The following is a 17,449-nucleotide window of genomic DNA, read 5'->3' on the forward strand; positions in this document are numbered from 1 at the left end:
TCCGCCGGCGGCCGGTCACCCGTCGCCCCGGACACGCGCGGACGGGCACGGCGCAGGACCGCCGTGCCCGTCCGGGGCGTGCCCCGCGGGGCGTTACGCGTCGAGGGACGTCATGACGTGCTTGATGCGGGTGTAGTCGTCGAAGCCGTAGCCCGAGAGGTCCTTGCCGTAGCCGGACTTCTTGAAGCCGCCGTGCGGCATCTCGGCGACCAGCGGGATGTGGGTGTTGATCCACACGCAGCCGAAGTCGAGCTTCTTGGACATGCGCATCGCGCGGCCGTGGTCCTTGGTCCACACCGAGGAGGCGAGGGCGTAGTCGACGCCGTTGGCCCACTCGACGGCCTGGTCCTCGTCCGTGAAGGACTGGACCGTGATGACCGGCCCGAAGACCTCGTTCTGGATGATCTCGTCGTCCTGCTTCAGCCCGGAGACGACCGTCGCCGCGTAGAAGTAGCCCTTGTCGCCGACGCGTTCGCCGCCCGCCTCGACCTTGGCGTGGGCGGGCAGCCGCTCGATGAAGCCGGCCACCTGCTTGAGCTGGTTCGGGTTGTTCAGCGGCCCGTAGAGCACGTCCTCGTCGTCCGGCTGCCCGGTCTTCGCCTCGGACGCGGCCTTGGCGAGCGCGGCCACGAACTCGTCGTGGATGGACTCCTGGACGAGGACGCGGGTGGCGGCCGTGCAGTCCTGGCCGGCGTTGAAGTAGCCCGCCACCGAGATGTCCTCGACGGCCTTGGCGATGTCGGTGTCCTCGAAGACCACGACCGGCGCCTTGCCGCCCAGCTCCAGGTGGACGCGCTTGAGGTCACGGGAGGCCGACTCGGCGACGGACATGCCGGCGCGCACGGATCCGGTGATGGACGCCATCGCCGGGACCGGGTGCTCGACCATCAGCCGGCCGGTGTCCCGGTCGCCGGTGACGACGTTGAAGACGCCCTTGGGCAGGATCGAACCGATGATGTCGGCGATCAGGACCGTCGAGGCCGGGGTGGTGTCGGACGGCTTGAGGACGACCGTGTTGCCGGCCGCGATCGCCGGGGCGAACTTCCACACCGCCATCATCATCGGGTAGTTCCACGGCGCGACCTGCGCGCAGACGCCGACCGGCTCACGGCGGACGATCGAGGTCATCCCGTCCATGTACTCGCCGGCCGAGCGGCCCTCCAGCATCCGGGCCGCGCCCGCGAAGAAGCGGATCTGGTCCACCATCGGGGGGATCTCCTCGGAGCGGGTCAGCCCGATCGGCTTGCCCGTGTTCTCCACCTCCGCGGCGATGAGGTCCTCGGCGCGCTCCTCGAACGCGTCCGCGATCTTGAGCAGGGCCTTCTGGCGCTCCGCCGGGGTGGTGTCGCGCCAGCCGGGGAAGGCCCTGGCGGCGGCGGCCATGGCCGCGTCGACGTCCGCCGGGCCGGACAGCGGCGCGGTCGCGTACGCCTCGCCGGTCGCGGGGTTGACCACCTCGGTGGTCCGTCCGTCGGCGGCGTCCCGGAACTCACCGTCGATGTAGTTGCGCAGACGACGCAGCTCGGTGCTCACTGCCGGCCCTCCAGATGTGGGTGTCCATTGACTGAGACACCCACACTAATCAATGCGCTGACGTTTTCAACACCCCCGATCCCGCCACGGCTGCGGAATCCGCAGATCCCGCACACGTAAACGACGAATTTCATCGCCCCGACCTTGCGGAACTGTCGAGACGTCGTGCACAGTGTGGCCGTGGCCAGTCGAAGCGCAGAGCACAGGGACTCCCGCGAGTCCAGGAACGGCAGCACCCCTCACCTGGATGCCGTGAGCCTCGCCATCATCGAGCAGCTCCAGGAGGACGGCCGCCGGCCGTACGCCGCGATCGGCAAGGCCGTGGGCCTGTCCGAGGCGGCCGTGCGCCAGCGCGTCCAGAAGCTGCTCGACCAGGGCGTGATGCAGATCGTCGCCGTCACGGACCCGCTCACCGTGGGCTTCCGCAGGCAGGCGATGGTCGGGGTCCACGTCGAGGGCGACGTCGAGTCCGTCGCCGACGCGCTGACCGCCATGCCGGAGGTCGAGTACGTGGTGATGACGGCGGGCTCGTTCGACATCCTCGCCGAGATCGTCTGCGAGGACGACGACCACCTGCTCGACGTGATCAACAAACGCATGCGCGCCCTGCCCGGCGTGCGCTCCACCGAGAGCTTCGTCTACCTGAAGCTGAAGAAGCAGACCTACATGTGGGGAACCCGATAACCGTGAGGACCCGATAACCGTGAGCACCAAGGACCTCAGCCGCACCGCGTACGACCACCTGTGGATGCACTTCACCCGCATGTCCTCGTACGAGAACTCGCCGGTCCCGACCATCGTCCGGGGCGAGGGCACCTACATCTACGACGACAAGGGCAAGCGCTACCTCGACGGTCTCGCGGGCCTGTTCGTGGTCCAGGCGGGCCACGGACGCGTGGAGCTCGCCGAGGCCGCCTTCAAGCAGGCGCAGGAGCTCGCGTTCTTCCCGGTGTGGTCCTACGCCCACCCCAAGGCCGTGGAGCTGGCGGAGCGCCTCGCCCACCACGCGCCCGGCGACCTCAACAAGGTCTTCTTCACCACCGGCGGCGGCGAGGCCGTCGAGACGGCCTGGAAGCTCGCCAAGCAGTACTTCAAGCTTCAGGGCAAGCCGACCAAGTACAAGGTCATCTCCCGCGCGGTCGCCTACCACGGCACTCCGCAGGGCGCTCTGTCCATCACCGGTCTGCCGGCGCTCAAGGCCCCCTTCGAGCCGCTCGTCCCGGGCGCGCACAAGGTGCCGAACACCAACATCTACCGTGCCCCGCTCTTCGGCGACGACCCCGAGGCCTTCGGCCGCTGGGCCGCCGACCAGATCGAGCAGCAGATCCTCTTCGAGGGCCCGGACACGGTCGCGGCCGTCTTCCTGGAGCCCGTGCAGAACGCCGGCGGCTGCTTCCCGCCGCCGCCCGGCTACTTCCAGCGGGTGCGCGAGATCTGCGACCAGTACGACGTGCTGCTCGTCTCGGACGAGGTCATCTGCGCCTTCGGCCGCCTCGGCACGATGTTCGCCTGCGACAAGTTCGGCTACGTCCCGGACATGATCACCTGCGCCAAGGGCATGACCTCGGGCTACTCCCCGATCGGCGCCTGCATCATCAGCGACAAGCTGGCCGAGCCGTTCTACAAGGGCGACAACACCTTCCTGCACGGCTACACCTTCGGCGGCCACCCGGTGTCCGCTGCCGTGGGCCTCGCCAACCTCGACCTGTTCGAGCGCGAGGGCCTCAACCAGCACGTGCTCGACAACGAGGCCGCCTTCCGCTCCACCCTGGAGAAGCTGCACGACCTGCCGATCGTCGGCGACGTCCGCGGCAACGGCTTCTTCTACGGCATCGAGCTGGTGAAGGACAAGGCGACGAAGGAGTCCTTCAACGACGAGGAGACCGAGCGCGTCCTGTACGGCTTCCTCTCCAAGGCGCTCTACGACAACGGCCTGTACTGCCGTGCCGACGACCGGGGCGACCCGGTCGTCCAGCTCGCCCCGCCGCTGATCTCCGACCAGGAGACCTTCGACGAGATCGAGCAGATCCTGCGCGCCACGCTCACGGAGGCGTGGACGAAGCTGTGACGTCAGCCTGATCAGCTGATCAACACCGGCCCCGGCGTCGACCGTTCGAGTGAGAAACGGCGGCCCGGGGCCGCGTGCTGTCCGGATGCCCCCGCTCGCCTCCTTAGCGTGCCAGTGACCGATCGGCCCTGCCTTCGTTCCCCCGGTCGGGGGATCGGCACGGGAACCACAGATCTGAACCGAGGTGTACGCCCATGGAGGCCCCGCCGGACAACGACGTGCTCTGGGCACGCTCCCTGCACTTCTCGCACCCCGACGGCTCCCCCGGGCTGGCCGGAGTCTCGCTGGGTGTGCGGGAGGGCGAGATCCTCGCCGTCAGCGGCCCGCGCGGCAGCGGCAAGACGACCCTGCTGCGCTGTCTGTCGGGTCTGACGACCGCCCGGCGCGGCGAGGTCTGGTTCAACAGCGTGCCCGTGCACACGATGGGTCCGACGGCCCGCGAACGGCTGCGCCGCGACCGCTTCGGCTGGATCGACCCGGTGCCGCTCCTCGTCCCCGAACTGAACGTCTGGGAGAACGCGGCGCTGCTCCTGATGCTGCGCGGCACCGGTCGCCGCCGGGCCAAGGCCGCCGCGCTGGAGTGGCTGGAACGCCTGGACATCGGCGACCGGTCCCGCTGCCGTCCGCACGAGCTGACCCAGGCCGAGCGCCAGCGGGTCTGCATCACCCGTGCCCTGGCCCCGGCCCCCTCGGTCCTGTTCGCGGACGAGCCGACGGCCCCCCTGCACCGGGCGGACCGGGCGCACGTCCTGCGCACCCTGACCACCGCCGCCCGCTCGCACGGCATCACGGTCGTCCTCGCCACCCACGACGCGGAGACGGCGGCCCTCGCCGACCGCACGGTGCCGCTGCTGGACGGGCGCCGGGTCAAGACGGTCCACCTGCCCCCGGTCGCCGAGTCGGAAGGCCGGGGGGCGGCGTGCTCGCTCTCCGTCTGACCCGCGCCGCCCGTCCCGCCGTCCAACTGCGGCGGCTGCTGGTCGCGGCGGCGTCGGCGGGCACCGGGTTCCTCCTGCTGAGCACTCTCGGCCACGCCCTGACCCACCCCGAGAACCCGGCGGCCTCCGCGCTGCGGCTGGCCTGGTGCCTGGTCCCGCTGGCCGCGACCGTCCACCTGGCGTTGGCGGTCGCCCGCACCGACCCCGGCACCCGGCCCCGCCCCGGACTCGCCGCGATCGGCCTGGGCCCGGCCCGGCTGATGGCCGTCTCCGCGACGACGACGGCCCTGTCGACGCTGCTCGGCTCGATGCTGGCGCTGCTGTTCTTCCTCCATCTGCGCGGCGACCTCACGGGCATGCCCTTCGACGGGGCGGCCCGGGACTTCCTGGCGGCCGGACGGCCCCTGCCGTGGCCCGCCGCCCTGACCCTGCTGGCCCTCGCACCCCTGTCCTCGTCGATCGCGGTCGTGCTCATGCTGCGCCCGCGCGACACCCGGGTCGCGGCCCGGACCGCGCCGCGGATGTTCGGCCGGTTCGGTGCGTACGCGACGACGGGACCGGGCGAGACGTTCGGCGCGTACGGCAGGTTCGGCAGCCGGGCCGTCCGGCCCCTCGCCGGCCGCGCCGCCGCAACGGCTCCCGCCCCCGCCTCCGCCGCGCACGACGTGCCGTCCGCGCCGGACGGCACGCTCCCCGCCCCGGCGGACGGCGGCCCCGGCGAGACGGTCCCGGCCGCCGTGAACGGCTCCGCGCGGCAGGACGTCCCCCCGGCCCGCGACGTCCCGGCCCCCGACCCCACCGCCCTGCCCTGGGGCACGGCCCTGCTGGCGGTCGGTCTGGCCGTGGAGGCGTACGCCGGCCGCGGCCCCGACGTCGGCGGGCTCCCCCTGCCCGGCGGCCTGCCCACCGGGCCCGCCGCCGTCCTGCTCGGCTGGACGCTCACCGCGGTGGGGCTCGCGCTGGCCGGCCCCGGCCTCACCCACCTGTGCGGCCGGCTGCTCCAGGCGGCCCGCCCCGGCGCCCTGCGTCTGCTCGCGGGCCGCGGGCTGATGCAGGAGGCCTCCCGCATCGGCCGCCCGCTGGGCGTGGTCTGCGCGGTGGGCTCCGGCGCGTACACGATGGCCCGGCTGTACGACCCGGCCGACCCGTCCTTCGGTCCCCTCACCACCCTCGGCGCCGTGGTCGTGGCCGGCTGCACGCTCGCCACGCTGCTGACCGCGGCCGTGGAGGCCAGGCAGTGCCGTGCCGACACCACGGCCGCCCTCCTGCGGCTCGGCGCCCCCGCCAAGACGCTCCGCAGCGCCGCCGCCCTGCGCACCGCGGCCCTGCTGGCGCTCTTCGTCCCGCTCACCCTGCTCGTGGCCGAGCTGGCCGCCCTCCCGCTGATGCGCTGAACCCTCCCCGTTCCGCGCCTCCCCGGAAAAAATCTCTCCGGCTCCGATGAGTTCCGCGCGGCCACCCGGTCCACCCCTCGACACCGCACACGGCGACAGCGATCCCCCGGGAGAGACCAGATGAGCACCTCCGCCCACCAGCAGATGATCTTCGTGAACCTTCCCGTGAACGACCTCGACGCCTCGAAGAAGTTCTTCACGGAGCTGGGCTACTCGATCAACCCGCAGTTCAGCGACGACAACGCGGCCTCCGTGGTGATCAGCGACACGATCGTCGCGATGCTGCTCACCAGGCCGTTCTACTCGACCTTCACCAAGAAGGAGATCGCGGACGCCACGACCACCAGCGAGGTGCTGATCGCGCTGAGCGCGCCGAGCCGCGAGAAGGTCGACGAACTGGTCGAGCGGGCGCTCGCGCTGGGCGGTTCGCCGAGCGGCGAGACCCAGGACCACGGCTTCATGTACGGCCGCTCCTTCGACGACCTCGACGGCCACACCTGGGAGATCGTCTGGATGGACCCGTCGGCCGTCGAAGCCTGACCGGCGCCACACCGTCCGGACCGGACCAGAACGGCGAACGGCCCGGGGCGCCGGTCCGACGGTGCCTAGCATGGGCGGGTGCATCCGACGACACCCGCCCAGCCGTTCGACGGTTCCCCCGACCGCGAGATCGAGTCCCTCGCCGAGTTCGACGAGGTGGTGGCCGCCCACGGCTCTCTCGCCCACTTCCGCGTCCAGTCCGTCGACCTGACGGACCGTACGGACGCTCTGCTCTCCCTCGACGCCTCGGGCGCCGTCTTCCTCGGCTGCCCGATGGACCCGGCGGCCGCCGCCCGCGTCCGGGCCTGCGGCGCCCTGGTCTTCCCGCCCGTGCCGGGCCTGCCCTTCGACCCCTACCGCGGCCATGTCTACTCCCCGGACGAGCTGTTCGCCTCCCTCGACGAGGGGTACGAGGCGACCCCGGACGCGCTGACGTACGCCTGGTTCCAGCGCACGAAGGGGGACGGCGACATCTTCGGCTCCATGCTGCGCTCGATCCACGACGACGCCGTCTCGGACGCGCTCGACGAACTGCTCGCCGGGCAACGGGTGGTGGGCGTCATGGGCGGTCACGCGATGGCGCGCGGCACCGAGGAGTACACGGGCGCGGCCCGGCTCGGCCGTGAACTCGCCCGCGCCGGACTGACGGTGGCCACCGGCGGCGGGCCGGGCGCCATGGAGGCGGCCAACCTCGGCGCGTACGCGGCGCCCTTCAGCGCGGGAATGCTCACCGAGGCCCTGCGGATCCTCGCCAAGGCCCCGAGGTTCACGCCCTCGGTGACCGACTGGGCGCGGACCGCCTTCGAGGTCCGCGCGAACTGGCCCGGCGGCGGCCCCTCGGTCGCCGTGCCCACCTGGTTCTACGGTCACGAGCCGCCGAACCCGTTCGCCGCGCACATCGCCAAGTACTTCTCCAACGCCACTCGTGAGGACGGGCTGTTGGCCCGCTGCACCGCGGGCGTGGTGTTCCTGCCGGGCGCCGCGGGGACCGTCCAGGAGATCTTCGACAACGCGACGCCCAACTACTACGAGTCGCGGGGCGAGCCGACGCCGATGGTCCTCGTGGACCGGGCGCACTGGACGCGGCGGCTGCCCGCCTGGCCGCTCCTTCAGTCCCTGGCCCGGGAGCGGTCGATGGAGTCCCGCATCACCCTCGTCGACCGGATCGAGGAGGCTCCGGAGGCCCTGAAACGTCTCAGTGGTTAATAAGCAGGCAAAGCCAACCGCTCGCGGGGGTCGCGACATTGACAGTGCTTATGAAACGCTTATAGACCTGTGAGTCTGCTGGGGATGGTGACGCACTCGGCTCACCCGGGGGCGCCATCTCCCCCTCCACCCCCCGCAGTTGCGCTTCCCGTAAAGGACAAACGTGTCCCTTTCCCGCCGTACCGCCGCTCGTTCGGTGCGCATGCTCGGTGTCACCGCCGCCTCCGCGGCCCTTGCGCTCAGCGCCGCCGGCACCGCGCTGGCCTGCGACATATCCGAGTTCTCCGCCGCCGCCGCCTGTGACGGCGCCAAGGGCGTCATCACCGTCACCGACAAGGACCCCACGGGCGTCCCGGCCGTCGTCACGGTCTTCCTCGAGAACAACGGCGCCGACCTCCGCCAGGTCGGCAAGGAGCAGACCGTCACCGGCTCGAAGAAGGGCGTCACCGTCTCCTTCGCCGAGGACTGGGAGCCGAACGCCGAGTACCGGGTCCACGTCGTGGCCGTCAAGGGCAAGAAGACGCTCGTCGACGCCGACATCGCCCCGAACGTGACCACCCCGTCCAAGGCCTGCCAGGCCGACGACACGACGACCCCGACGACGAGCCCGTCCTCGTCTCCGTCGTCGACGCCCTCCACGCCGTCGTCGCAGACCGCGTCGCCGCCGGCCGGGACGGCCACCTCCTCGCCGGCCCCCTCCGACTCGGCGGGCGACAGCGCCGCGCCCCCGGCCCCGGCGAGCAACGCCCCCTCGCCCGCTGCGCAGGAGTCCAACCTCGCCGAGACCGGCGCCAACTCCAACACCGGCCTGATCGTCGGCATCGCCGCCGCTCTGGTCGTCGTCGGCGGCGGAGCGGTCTTCTTCGGGATGCGCCGCCGCGGGGCCAGCCACCGCTGACCCGAACGGCCGCGCGCCGCGCACGGCACACAGGGAGGGCCCGCCCCGCATCGGGGGGCGGGCCCCACCCGCGTCCGCGTCAGCCGAAAGTCGCCTTCTCCACCCACAGTTCCAGCAGGCCGCGCTCGCCCAGGACCTCCAGCTCCGGGCTGTCCAGCGGCAGCCGGCCGTAGAAGGCGAGCAGCACGGAGGTGAGCGGGCCGCGCAGGGTGACCGTCGCCCTCTCGTGGCCGGGGCGCCATTCGACGCCCCGCCCGGTGAGTTCGACCACTCTTCCCCACGCCCCGGCCGCGCCTTCGCCGGTCGCGCCTCGCACCGCCCCCGGCTCGGCTGGCGCGTCCGTGGCGTGCAGGTGGAGGGTGCCGTCCGCGAGGAGCAGTTCCCGGGCCGTCGCGTGCGGCTCGTTGCACTGCGTCCACCGCACGAGTTGCAGCCACTCGTCCACGGCGTCGGCGGCCACGTCCGGCGCGACCTCGTAGGGCAGTCCGGCGGCGAGCGCGGCGTCGGCGCGGTGCACGGTGATCTCGTGGGTCATCCGGCGCGCCCAGAACCCGCTGTCGGGCACTCCGGCCCAGCTCCACACCTTCGTGTCCGGCCCGGCCTCGCGCAGCGCGCCGACGACCAGTTCCCCGCTCCGCGCGAGCCAGGCGTCGAGCGCCGCCGGATCGCCCTCGCGGTCAGGTCCGCCGAGCAGCGGGATCCGCTCGTCCGGGACGTTCTCCCGCGCCCGCGTCCGCACCAGCGCGTCCACCCAGCGCAGGGCGCCGCCCATGTGCCGCACGAGCTGCTCCAGCGACCAGTCGGGGCAGGTCGGCACGGTCGCCGTTAGATCCGCCCCGGAGGTCACCACCGCCCGCAACTCATCCACCTGAAGGGCGATTTCGTCACAATACCGGTCATGCGCGAGAACAGTCACAGCGAGCACCCTAGGCGCCGTCGGTTGAGCACGGCATCCGGGTTTCGGCCCGGCGGCTCAGTCCGGCACCACGGTCTCGGCCGGGGCGCCTCAGTCCAGCACCACGGTCTCGGCCGGGTCGAAGGACACCCCCACCGTGCTGCCGACCTCGGGGGCGTCGCGCAGCGCGCACGCCGCCTCCAGTCTCGGCGCGCCCTCCGGCTGGAGGTGCAGGGCGACGTGCGTGCCCCGGAAGGTGCGGGCGGCGACCGTGCAGCGCAGCCCGTCGTCCGCGTCGCCCAGGAGCACGCCCGCCGGCCGCACCAGCAGGGTGCGCGCCCCCTGGGCGGACCCTGCCGCCACCTGCGTCTTGCCCCACGGCGTGACCGCGACCTCGCCGGTCACGGTGGCCTCCACGACGTTGTCGAAGCCGAGGAACCGGGCCACGAACGCGTCCGCCGGCCGCTGCCAGACGTCGAGCGGCGTCCCGGACTGGGCGATCCGGCCGTCCCGCATCACCACGACCCGGTCGGCCAGCGCGAACGCCTCGCCCTGGTCGTGGGTGACGGCCAGCACGGTGGTGCCCAACCGGTCGAACAGCTCACGCAGTTCGACGACAAGCCGCTCGCGCAGCGACCGGTCGAGCTGGCCGAGCGGCTCGTCGAGCATCAGCAGCCGGGGGCGCGGCGCGAGGGCCCGGGCCAGCGCCACCCGCTGCTGCTCGCCGCCGGAGAGCGAGGCCACGGCCCGCCTCGCCGCGCCCGGCAGCCCGACGAGTTCGAGCAGCTCCGCCACCCGCTCGCCCTGCCGGGCCCGGGGCATGCCCTGCATCCGCAGGCCGAAGGCCACGTTGCCGCCGACGTCGCGCTGCGGGAACAGCTGGTGGTCCTGGAACATCAGCCCGAGCTCGCGCCGGTGCGCGGGCACCCCGGCCTGGTCGCGCCCGTCGAGCGAGACCCGCCCGGCGTCCAGGGGCTGAAGACCGGCCACGGCCCGCAGCAGCGTCGACTTGCCGCTGCCGCTGGGCCCGAGCACGCACACCACCTCGTGCTCGGCGACGGCCAGATCGACGGCGTCCAGCACGGCCCGGCCGCCGAACCGCACGGTGGCCCGCTCCAGTTCGAGCGCTCGCATCAGAACTCCCCCGCCCGGTCGGTCCGCAGCCGCTCCAGCACCAGCAGGGCCACCGCGCACACCACCATCAGAATCGTCGAAAGGGCCATCGCCTGGCCGTAGTTGAGTTCCCCGGCCCGGCCGAGCAGCCGTGCGACGGCCACCGGCAGCGTCGGGTTGTCGGGCCGGGCGATGAACACCGTCGCCCCGAACTCCCCCAGCGACACCGCGAACGCGAACCCGGCCGCGACCAGCAGGGCCCGCCGCACCATCGGCAGGTCGACCTCGCGCCACACCCGCCAGGGCGACGCCCCGAGCACGGCCGCCGCCTCCCGCAGCCGCTGGTCCACCGCCCGCAGCACCGGCAGCATGGTCCGCACGACGAAGGGGACGCCGACCAGCGCCTGCGCCAGCGGCACCAGGATCCATGTGGTGCGCAGGTCCAGCGGCGGCTCGTCGAGCGCGATGAGGAACCCGAAGCCGACGGTCACCGCGGACACGCCGAGCGGCAGCATCAGCAGCGCGTCGAAGCCCCGGACGAGCCGTCCGGCGTCCCTGCGGGTGAGCGCGGCCGCGGCGAGGCCGCCCACGGTCACGGCGATCGCGGTCGCGGCGAGCGCGTACCGCAGCGAGTTGCCGACGGCGTCGATCGACGGGACGAGGAAGACGTTCCCATCGTCGCGGGTCAGCGCCCGGTAGTAGGCGAAGCCGGGCGCGTCCAGCGAACGCTGCACCAGCACCGCGAGGGGCAGGACCAGCAGGACGGCGATGCTCGCGAGCACCCCGGCGAGCAGCGCCCACTGCCCGGCCCCGCGCGGCCTGCGCGCCGTCCCGGCCGCGTCCACCAGCCGCAGCGAGGTCTCCCGCCGGCGCACCGTCCAGGCGTGCACGGCGAGGATCGCGCCGACGGCCGCGAACTGCACGATCGTCAGGACGGCGGCCGTGGACAGGTCGAAGATCTCGGAGGTCTGCCGGTAGATCTCCACCTCAAGGGTGGAGAAGGTGGGCCCGCCCAGGATCTGCACCACCCCGAAGGAGGTGAAGGTGAACAGGAAGACCATCAGCGCGGCCGCGGCGACGGCCGGCCCGAGCGCCGGCAGGGTCACCGTGCGCCAGGCCCGCAGCCGGGACGCGCCCAGCATCCGCGCCGCCTCCTCCTGCCGCGGGTCCAGCTGCGCCCACAGCCCGCCCACCGTGCGGACGACGACCGCGTAGTTGAAGAAGACGTGCGCGAGCAGGATCGCCCACACGGTGGTGTCGAGGCGCACCCCCCACAGCTCGTCGAGCAGCCCGCCGCGCCCGACGAGCGCGAGGAAGGCCGTGCCCACGACGACCGTCGGCAGCACGAACGGGACGGTGACGACGGCGCGCACCACCTGCCTGCCCGGGAAGTCCAGACGCGCGAGGACGTAGGCGCCCGGCAGCGCCACCAGCAGGGTGAGCGCGGTGGAGGCGAGCGCCTGCCAGGTGGTGAACCACAGCACGTGCCGGACGTCGGACTGCCCGAGCACGTCCCACAGCCGCCCGAAGCGCCACGCCCCGTCGACGTGGAGTCCCCGCGCGACGATCGCGGCGACCGGCCAGGCGAAGAAGACCGCGAAGAACGCGACGGGCACGGTCAGCAGGCCGAGCCGGGCCGCCGCGCCCCGCCGGCCGGCTCCCTTGCGCGGGCCTACTTCAGTACGAGCGAGGTCCACGACTTGACCCACTGGTCGCGACGGTCGGCGATCTTCGCCGGGTCCATGGTCTCGGGAGCCTTGGCGGCGGGCCCGAACCGGGTGAACTCGGCGGGCACGGCCGCGTCCTTCGCCACCGGGTAGACGAACATGTTGAGCGGCATGTCCTGCTGGAACTCCTTGCCGATCAGGAAGTCGATCAGCGCCTTGCCGCCCTCGCTGTTGCCGGCGTTGCTCAGCAGGCCCGCGAACTCGATCTGCCGGAAGCAGGTGCCGGTCGCGACGCCGGTCGGCGCGGTGGCCGGCTTCGGGTCGCCGTAGATCACCTCGGCGGGCGGCGAGGAGGCGTACGAGACGACGAGCGGCCGGTCCGCCTTCGCCTTCTTGCCCCCGGCGGAGCCGGAGAACTCCTCGTTGTAGGCCTGCTCCCAGCCGTCGACCACCTTGACGCCGTTGGCCTTGAGCTTCTTCCAGTAGCCCTCCCAGCCTCCGTCGCCGTACTTCGCGGCCGTGCCGAGCAGGAAGCCGAGGCCGGGCGAGGAGGTGGAGGCGTTCTCGGTGACGAGGAGGTCCTTGTAGGCGGGCTTGACCAGGTCGTCGAAGGAGGCGGGCGGCGCCAGCTCGTGCGCGGCGAAGTACGCCTTGTCGTAGTTGACGCAGATGTCGCCGAAGTCGACCGGCGTGACCCGGTGCTTCTTCGCGTCCAGCTGGTACCGGCCGTCGACCCGCGCCAGCCCCTTGGCCTCGTACGACTGGAACAGCCCGTTGTCGAGGGCGCGCGACAGCAGGGTGTTGTCGACGCCGAAGAAGACGTCGCCCTGCGGGTGGTCCTTGGTGAGGATCGCCTTGTTGACGGCCTGCCCGGCGTCGCCGTCCTTGAGGACCCGCACCTTGTACCCGGACCGCTTCTCGAAGTCGGCGAGGACGCTCTTGGAGACGGCCCACGAGTCGTGGCTGACGAGGGTGACCGTCTTCGAGGACGCCGAGGCCGTCGAGCCGGTCGTGCCCGAGGCGCCCTTGCCGTCCGTGGACCCGCACGCGGACAGCACGGGCGACACGACCAGGCCGAGCCCGACGGCCACGGCCACGAAGGTCTTGTTCTGCACTGGATTTTCCTCCTGGGGTTGACCAGGAAGAGACGCGGCCCCGCCCGGGTCCGCACGGACTCCGGGCAGGGCGCAACAGCTCGAGTGATGACCGAACTTCCTACCCAGAATGACCTGGGCGAGGTTCAGAGGGTCTGCGGGCCTGGGTGCCGCACTCTCAGCGCTGTGGCGCTCCCCTGTCGGAATATGAAGATGTCGGAATATGAAGTTGCGTACGGTCCTCAGACTACCGCTCGGTGGCCGCGAGCTGACCGCACGCCCCGTCGATCTCCTGACCACGGGTGTCCCGGACGGTCACGGGCACCCCGTGCGCGGCGATCGCCTCGACGAAGGCCTTCTCGTCCTCGGGCCGCGAGGCCGTCCACTTCGAGCCCGGAGTCGGGTTCAGCGGGATCAGGTTGACGTGCACGGGCTTGCCGCGCAGCAGCCGGCCCAGCCGGTCACCACGCCACGCCTGGTCGTTGATGTCCCGGATCAGCGCGTACTCGATGGACAGCCGGCGGCCCGACCGCGCGGTGTACTCGAACCCGGCGTCCAGCACCTCGCGCACCTTCCACCGCGTGTTCACGGGGACGAGGGTGTCGCGCAGTTCGTCGTCCGGCGCGTGCAGGGAGATCGCCAGGCGGCACTTGAAGCCCTCGTCGGAGAACCGCTGGATGGCCGGCACCAGCCCGACCGTCGACACGGTGATCCCGCGCTGCGACAGCCCGAGCCCGTCCGGCGCCGGGTCGGTCAGCGCGCGGATGGCGCCGACGACCCGCTTGTAGTTGGCGAGCGGCTCGCCCATCCCCATGAAGACGATGTTGGAGAGCCGGGCCGGCCCGCCGGGCACGTCCCCGTCGCGCAGCGCCCGCATCCCGTCGACGATCTGGTGCACGATCTCGGCGGTGGACAGGTTCCGGTCGAGCCCCGCCTGCCCGGTGGCGCAGAACGGGCAGTTCATCCCGCACCCCGCCTGCGAGCTGATGCACATGGTCACCCGGTCCGGGTAGCGCATCAGCACCGACTCCACGAGCGTGCCGTCGAACAGCCGCCACAGCGTCTTGCGGGTGGTCCCCTGGTCCGTCGACTGGTGCCGCACGACCGACATCAGATCCGGCAGCAGCGCCTCGCGCAGCTTCTCGCGCGCGCCGGCCGGGATGTCCGTCCACTCCGCCGGGTCGTGCGCGTACCGGGCGAAGTAGTGCTGCGCCAGCTGCTTGGCACGGAACGGCTTCTCCCCGATCTCCGCCACGACCTCCTTACGCTCGGCGGGCGAGAGGTCGGCGAGATGCCGCGGCGGCTTCTTGGCTCCGCGGGGGGCGACGAAAGTGAGTTCTCCGGGTGCAGGCATAACACGTCCAGTGTGGCAGATCATCGCCGGGGGCCCGGGCCGGGTGCGGGGTGGGGGTGGTCACCCGCCCCGCTCCGGAGCTCGATCGGGGACGCAGAGGGTCATGGGTGGGCCGGTACGACGCTGGGTGGGCCGGTACGACGCGGAGGCCGGACCGTCCGCGCTCGCACACGGCGTGGACCCCGGTTCGCATCCGGGTTTGGCCACCCTGGGTTCCCGGGGCGCGCGCCGGCATCCCTCGATGTCGGGGGCGTCCCCGGGGCGGGTGTGTCGGGCCCGCCCCGGGGCGGGCCGGGGCTCATGCCGGCAGCGGGCCCGTCGGTTCGTCGAGCGCTGCGGGCTACGCCGTGCGGTGCTCCAGTCGGTCCTTCAGGAGCCGTTCGTTCACCGGGAACTCCTTGCGGACCTGACGGCGGACGACGAGGGGGACGAGGAGCTTGCCCATCCCCTTGCCCTCGAAGTCGAGGTCCATGATCACGCGGGAGCGGCGGCCCTCGTCGACGGGGAGGATCTCGCCGTGGAAGTGGCCGCGTACGGGGCCGTCGACGCCCTGCATGGACCAGGCGCGCGGCGGATCGTACTCGGTGTACTCCATGGTCATCGGCATCTCCCGGCTACCGATGTGCCGGGTGACCCGCACGCGGGAGCCGACAGCGGTCGGCCCGGGGTCGAGACGCTCCGCCGATACCGCGCTCGCCTGCCATTCGGGCAGGTGGGAGGGGTCGATGACGTAAGCCCACACGTCGTCGGGAGTGGCGTCGACCTCGATCGACTCATGGAAGTCGGACATACAGCCCGCCCCCTTTCAGGGCGATCCCCCCTTTTTGCTGACTCTGCCGGGCGCCCCCGTGTGCCGCCCTCTCCAGGATCGTCCCACCGGGCCGTCTCCGCGACCACGACGTCCTCGCGACCACGACGGCGGGCCCCCTGCCCGGACGGTCGGGAAGGGGGCCCGCAAAGGCCGGTGCGGTCGTACGGTCAGCCCGACCCCACGAACAGCACGAGCAGGAGCCAGACGACGGGCGCCGTCGGCAGCAGGGAGTCCAGTCGGTCCATGATGCCGCCGTGGCCCGGGAGCAGCGTGCCCATGTCCTTGATGCCCAGGTCCCGCTTGATCATGGATTCGCCGAGGTCGCCGAGGGTGGCGCTGGCGGCGACGGCGAACCCGAGCACCAGGCCCTGCCACCAGGTGCCGTCGTCGATGAGGAACTGCATGCACAGCGCGCCGGCCGCCATCGCGAACGAGACCGCGCCGAGCAGGCCCTCGCGGGTCTTGCCCGGGCTGATGCGCGGGGCCAGCTTGGTCCTGCCGAAGCGCCAGCCGACGGCGTACGCGCCCGTGTCGCTGACGACCGTCAGGAGCAGGAAGGTCATGACGCGGAACGCGCCGTCCTCGGCGGTGAGCATGAGGGCGACGAACGTGGCCAGGAACGGGACGTAGAAGGCCGCGAAGACGCCGGCGGTGACGTCCTTGAGGTAGCCCTCGGGCGGTTCGGTCATCCGCCAGACCAGCACCGCGAGCGCGGTGAGGGCCATGGCCACCCAGGCGCCCTCCGGCCCGCGGACGTATCCGGCGACCACCATCCCAGCCCCGCCGACCGCGAGCGGCACGAGCGGAGCCTTGATGCCCTTGCGCTCTTGGAGCCTGCTGGTCAGCTCCCACAGGCCGACGACGACGGCGACGGCGATCACGCCGATGAAGACGGCCTTGACGACGAACAGCGACGCGACGATGACCACGCCGAGGCCGACCCCGACCCCTATGGCCGCGCCCAGGTCGCGGCCGGCGCTCTTCTTCGGCGGCGGCGCGGTCGCCGGGTGAGGGGCGTCGGGCATGGGCTCCGGATTCTGCGGCGCCGCCGCATGGGGCTGTGCCGTCGAGGTGTCGTCGCCGTGGGCGGCGAGGCCGTGGGGCCGGCCGCCGTAGGGCGCGTTGCCGTGGTTCTCGTGGAACAAGGGGCCGCCCACGCGGGCGGCCCCCCGGTCGTCATCCTGGTTTCCGCCGTGTGCGGGGACGTCGGGGACGATGGGCATGGGGCGAGTCTGCTGCGCCTCAGGCGCATCGTACGCGGGACCCGCCGGGGCGGCTCCCTGGACGGGCCCCTGGTCGGCGGGCCCCCAGTATCCGGCCCGCGACCCGGCGTGCGGCGGTGAGCCCCAGGAAGAGTCGTTCATCAGACCTCGAGCAGCTCCGCTTCCTTGTGCTTCAGGAGCTCGTCCACCTGCGCGACGTACTTCGCGGTGGTGTCGTCGAGTTCCTTCTCGGCACGGCGGCCCTCGTCCTCGCCGACCTCGCCGTCCTTGATCAGCTTGTCGATCGCGTCCTTGGCCTTGCGGCGGACGGCGCGGATGGACACCTTGGCGTCCTCGCCCTTGCCCTTGGCGACCTTGATGTAGTCGCGGCGGCGCTCCTCGGTCAGCTCGGGGAACACCACTCGGATGATGTTGCCGTCGTTGCTCGGGTTGACGCCCAGGTCGGAGTCGCGGATCGCCTGCTCGATGTTGCGCAGCGCGGTCTTGTCGAACGGCGTCACGACCGCCATGCGCGGCTCCGGCACGGAGAACGAAGCCAGCTGGTTGATCGGCGTCGGCGCGCCGTAGTAGTCGGCAACGATCTTGTTGAACATCGCCGGGTGCGCACGGCCGGTGCGGATCGCGGCGAAGTCCTCCTTGGCGACCACGACGGCCTTCTCCATCTTCTCCTCGGCCTCGAGGAGGGTCTCTTCGATCACCACTTGCTCCTGCGTGT

16 protein-coding genes and 1 riboswitch are annotated in these 17,449 nt (G+C 72.2%); of the genes, 7 read left to right on the forward strand and 9 right to left on the reverse strand.

Features of this window, described 5'->3' with window-relative positions; all coding sequences use genetic code 11:
* Nucleotides 1-93: 93 nt before the first annotated feature.
* Nucleotides 94-1,533, reverse strand: a complete 1,440-nt coding sequence (locus ACGFSH_RS25110) for a gamma-aminobutyraldehyde dehydrogenase (RefSeq protein ID WP_329414130.1) — start codon at nucleotides 1,531-1,533, stop codon at nucleotides 94-96.
* 165 nt (nucleotides 1,534-1,698) lie between these two features.
* Between ACGFSH_RS25110 and ACGFSH_RS25115 the strand changes: the two genes are divergently transcribed.
* From ACGFSH_RS25115 to ACGFSH_RS25145, 7 genes are all read left to right on the forward strand, one after another.
* On the forward strand, nucleotides 1,699-2,217 hold the full coding sequence (locus ACGFSH_RS25115; RefSeq protein ID WP_393352408.1) for an Lrp/AsnC family transcriptional regulator: 519 nt from the start codon (nucleotides 1,699-1,701) through the stop codon (nucleotides 2,215-2,217).
* Nucleotides 2,218-2,236: 19 nt separating this feature from the next.
* Entirely contained in the window at nucleotides 2,237-3,601 is a 1,365-nt protein-coding gene (locus ACGFSH_RS25120; RefSeq protein ID WP_393352411.1) for an aspartate aminotransferase family protein, read from the forward strand.
* A gap of 194 nt (nucleotides 3,602-3,795) precedes the next feature.
* Nucleotides 3,796-4,539: an ABC transporter ATP-binding protein gene (locus ACGFSH_RS25125; RefSeq protein ID WP_393352414.1), complete on the forward strand. Its 744-nt coding sequence runs from the start codon at nucleotides 3,796-3,798 to the stop codon at nucleotides 4,537-4,539.
* Nucleotides 4,521-5,933 carry a hypothetical protein gene (locus ACGFSH_RS25130; protein WP_393352417.1) on the forward strand — a complete coding sequence of 471 codons (1,413 nt, stop codon included), beginning with the start codon at nucleotides 4,521-4,523 and terminating at the stop codon, nucleotides 5,931-5,933. Before ACGFSH_RS25125 ends, ACGFSH_RS25130 begins: the two co-directional genes overlap by 19 nt.
* Nucleotides 5,934-6,053: 120 nt before the next feature.
* Entirely contained in the window at nucleotides 6,054-6,473 is a 420-nt protein-coding gene (locus ACGFSH_RS25135; protein WP_393352420.1) for a VOC family protein, read from the forward strand.
* Between the two features lie 78 nt (nucleotides 6,474-6,551).
* On the forward strand, nucleotides 6,552-7,679 hold the full coding sequence (locus ACGFSH_RS25140; protein WP_393352423.1) for an LOG family protein: 1,128 nt from the start codon (nucleotides 6,552-6,554) through the stop codon (nucleotides 7,677-7,679).
* Nucleotides 7,680-7,842: 163 nt separating this feature from the next.
* The gene (locus tag ACGFSH_RS25145; RefSeq protein WP_393352425.1) at nucleotides 7,843-8,577 is read left to right on the forward strand and encodes an LAETG motif-containing sortase-dependent surface protein; all 735 of its coding nucleotides are present in this window, start codon (nucleotides 7,843-7,845) and stop codon (nucleotides 8,575-8,577) included.
* Between the two features lie 79 nt (nucleotides 8,578-8,656).
* On the opposite strand, the gene ACGFSH_RS25150 is transcribed toward ACGFSH_RS25145, so the two are convergent.
* The 8 genes from ACGFSH_RS25150 to frr form a co-directional block, all read right to left on the reverse strand.
* Entirely contained in the window at nucleotides 8,657-9,493 is an 837-nt protein-coding gene (locus ACGFSH_RS25150) for a maleylpyruvate isomerase family mycothiol-dependent enzyme (protein WP_393352426.1), read from the reverse strand.
* A 90-nt stretch (nucleotides 9,494-9,583) separates the two neighbouring features.
* A complete protein-coding gene (locus ACGFSH_RS25155) occupies nucleotides 9,584-10,606 on the reverse strand; it encodes an ABC transporter ATP-binding protein (protein WP_393352428.1) in 1,023 nt (340 codons plus the stop codon).
* Complete coding sequence (locus tag ACGFSH_RS25160; protein ID WP_393352429.1) at nucleotides 10,606-12,282, reverse strand: ABC transporter permease; 1,677 nt, start codon at nucleotides 12,280-12,282, stop codon at nucleotides 10,606-10,608. Before ACGFSH_RS25160 ends, ACGFSH_RS25155 begins: the two co-directional genes overlap by 1 nt.
* Nucleotides 12,258-13,367, reverse strand: a complete 1,110-nt coding sequence (locus ACGFSH_RS25165) for a thiamine ABC transporter substrate binding subunit (RefSeq protein ID WP_393352431.1) — start codon at nucleotides 13,365-13,367, stop codon at nucleotides 12,258-12,260. The genes ACGFSH_RS25160 and ACGFSH_RS25165 overlap by 25 nt, the downstream gene beginning before the upstream one ends.
* A 79-nt stretch (nucleotides 13,368-13,446) precedes the next feature.
* A riboswitch (TPP riboswitch) is annotated at nucleotides 13,447-13,555 on the reverse strand.
* A gap of 38 nt (nucleotides 13,556-13,593) precedes the next feature.
* On the reverse strand, nucleotides 13,594-14,700 hold the full coding sequence (gene rlmN, locus ACGFSH_RS25170) for a 23S rRNA (adenine(2503)-C(2))-methyltransferase RlmN (RefSeq protein WP_393352433.1): 1,107 nt from the start codon (nucleotides 14,698-14,700) through the stop codon (nucleotides 13,594-13,596).
* 340 nt (nucleotides 14,701-15,040) lie between these two features.
* Complete coding sequence (locus ACGFSH_RS25175; protein ID WP_393352435.1) at nucleotides 15,041-15,490, reverse strand: SRPBCC family protein; 450 nt, start codon at nucleotides 15,488-15,490, stop codon at nucleotides 15,041-15,043.
* Between the two features lie 188 nt (nucleotides 15,491-15,678).
* On the reverse strand, nucleotides 15,679-16,875 hold the full coding sequence (locus tag ACGFSH_RS25180; protein ID WP_393352437.1) for a phosphatidate cytidylyltransferase: 1,197 nt from the start codon (nucleotides 16,873-16,875) through the stop codon (nucleotides 15,679-15,681).
* Entirely contained in the window at nucleotides 16,875-17,432 is a 558-nt protein-coding gene (frr, locus tag ACGFSH_RS25185; protein ID WP_020128692.1) for a ribosome recycling factor, read from the reverse strand. The genes ACGFSH_RS25180 and frr overlap by 1 nt, the downstream gene beginning before the upstream one ends.
* Between the last annotated feature and the right edge of the window lie 17 nt (nucleotides 17,433-17,449).

Source organism: Streptomyces sp. NPDC048481 (genome assembly GCF_043200075.1).
Taxonomy (GTDB): Bacteria; Actinomycetota; Actinomycetes; order Streptomycetales; family Streptomycetaceae; genus Streptomyces.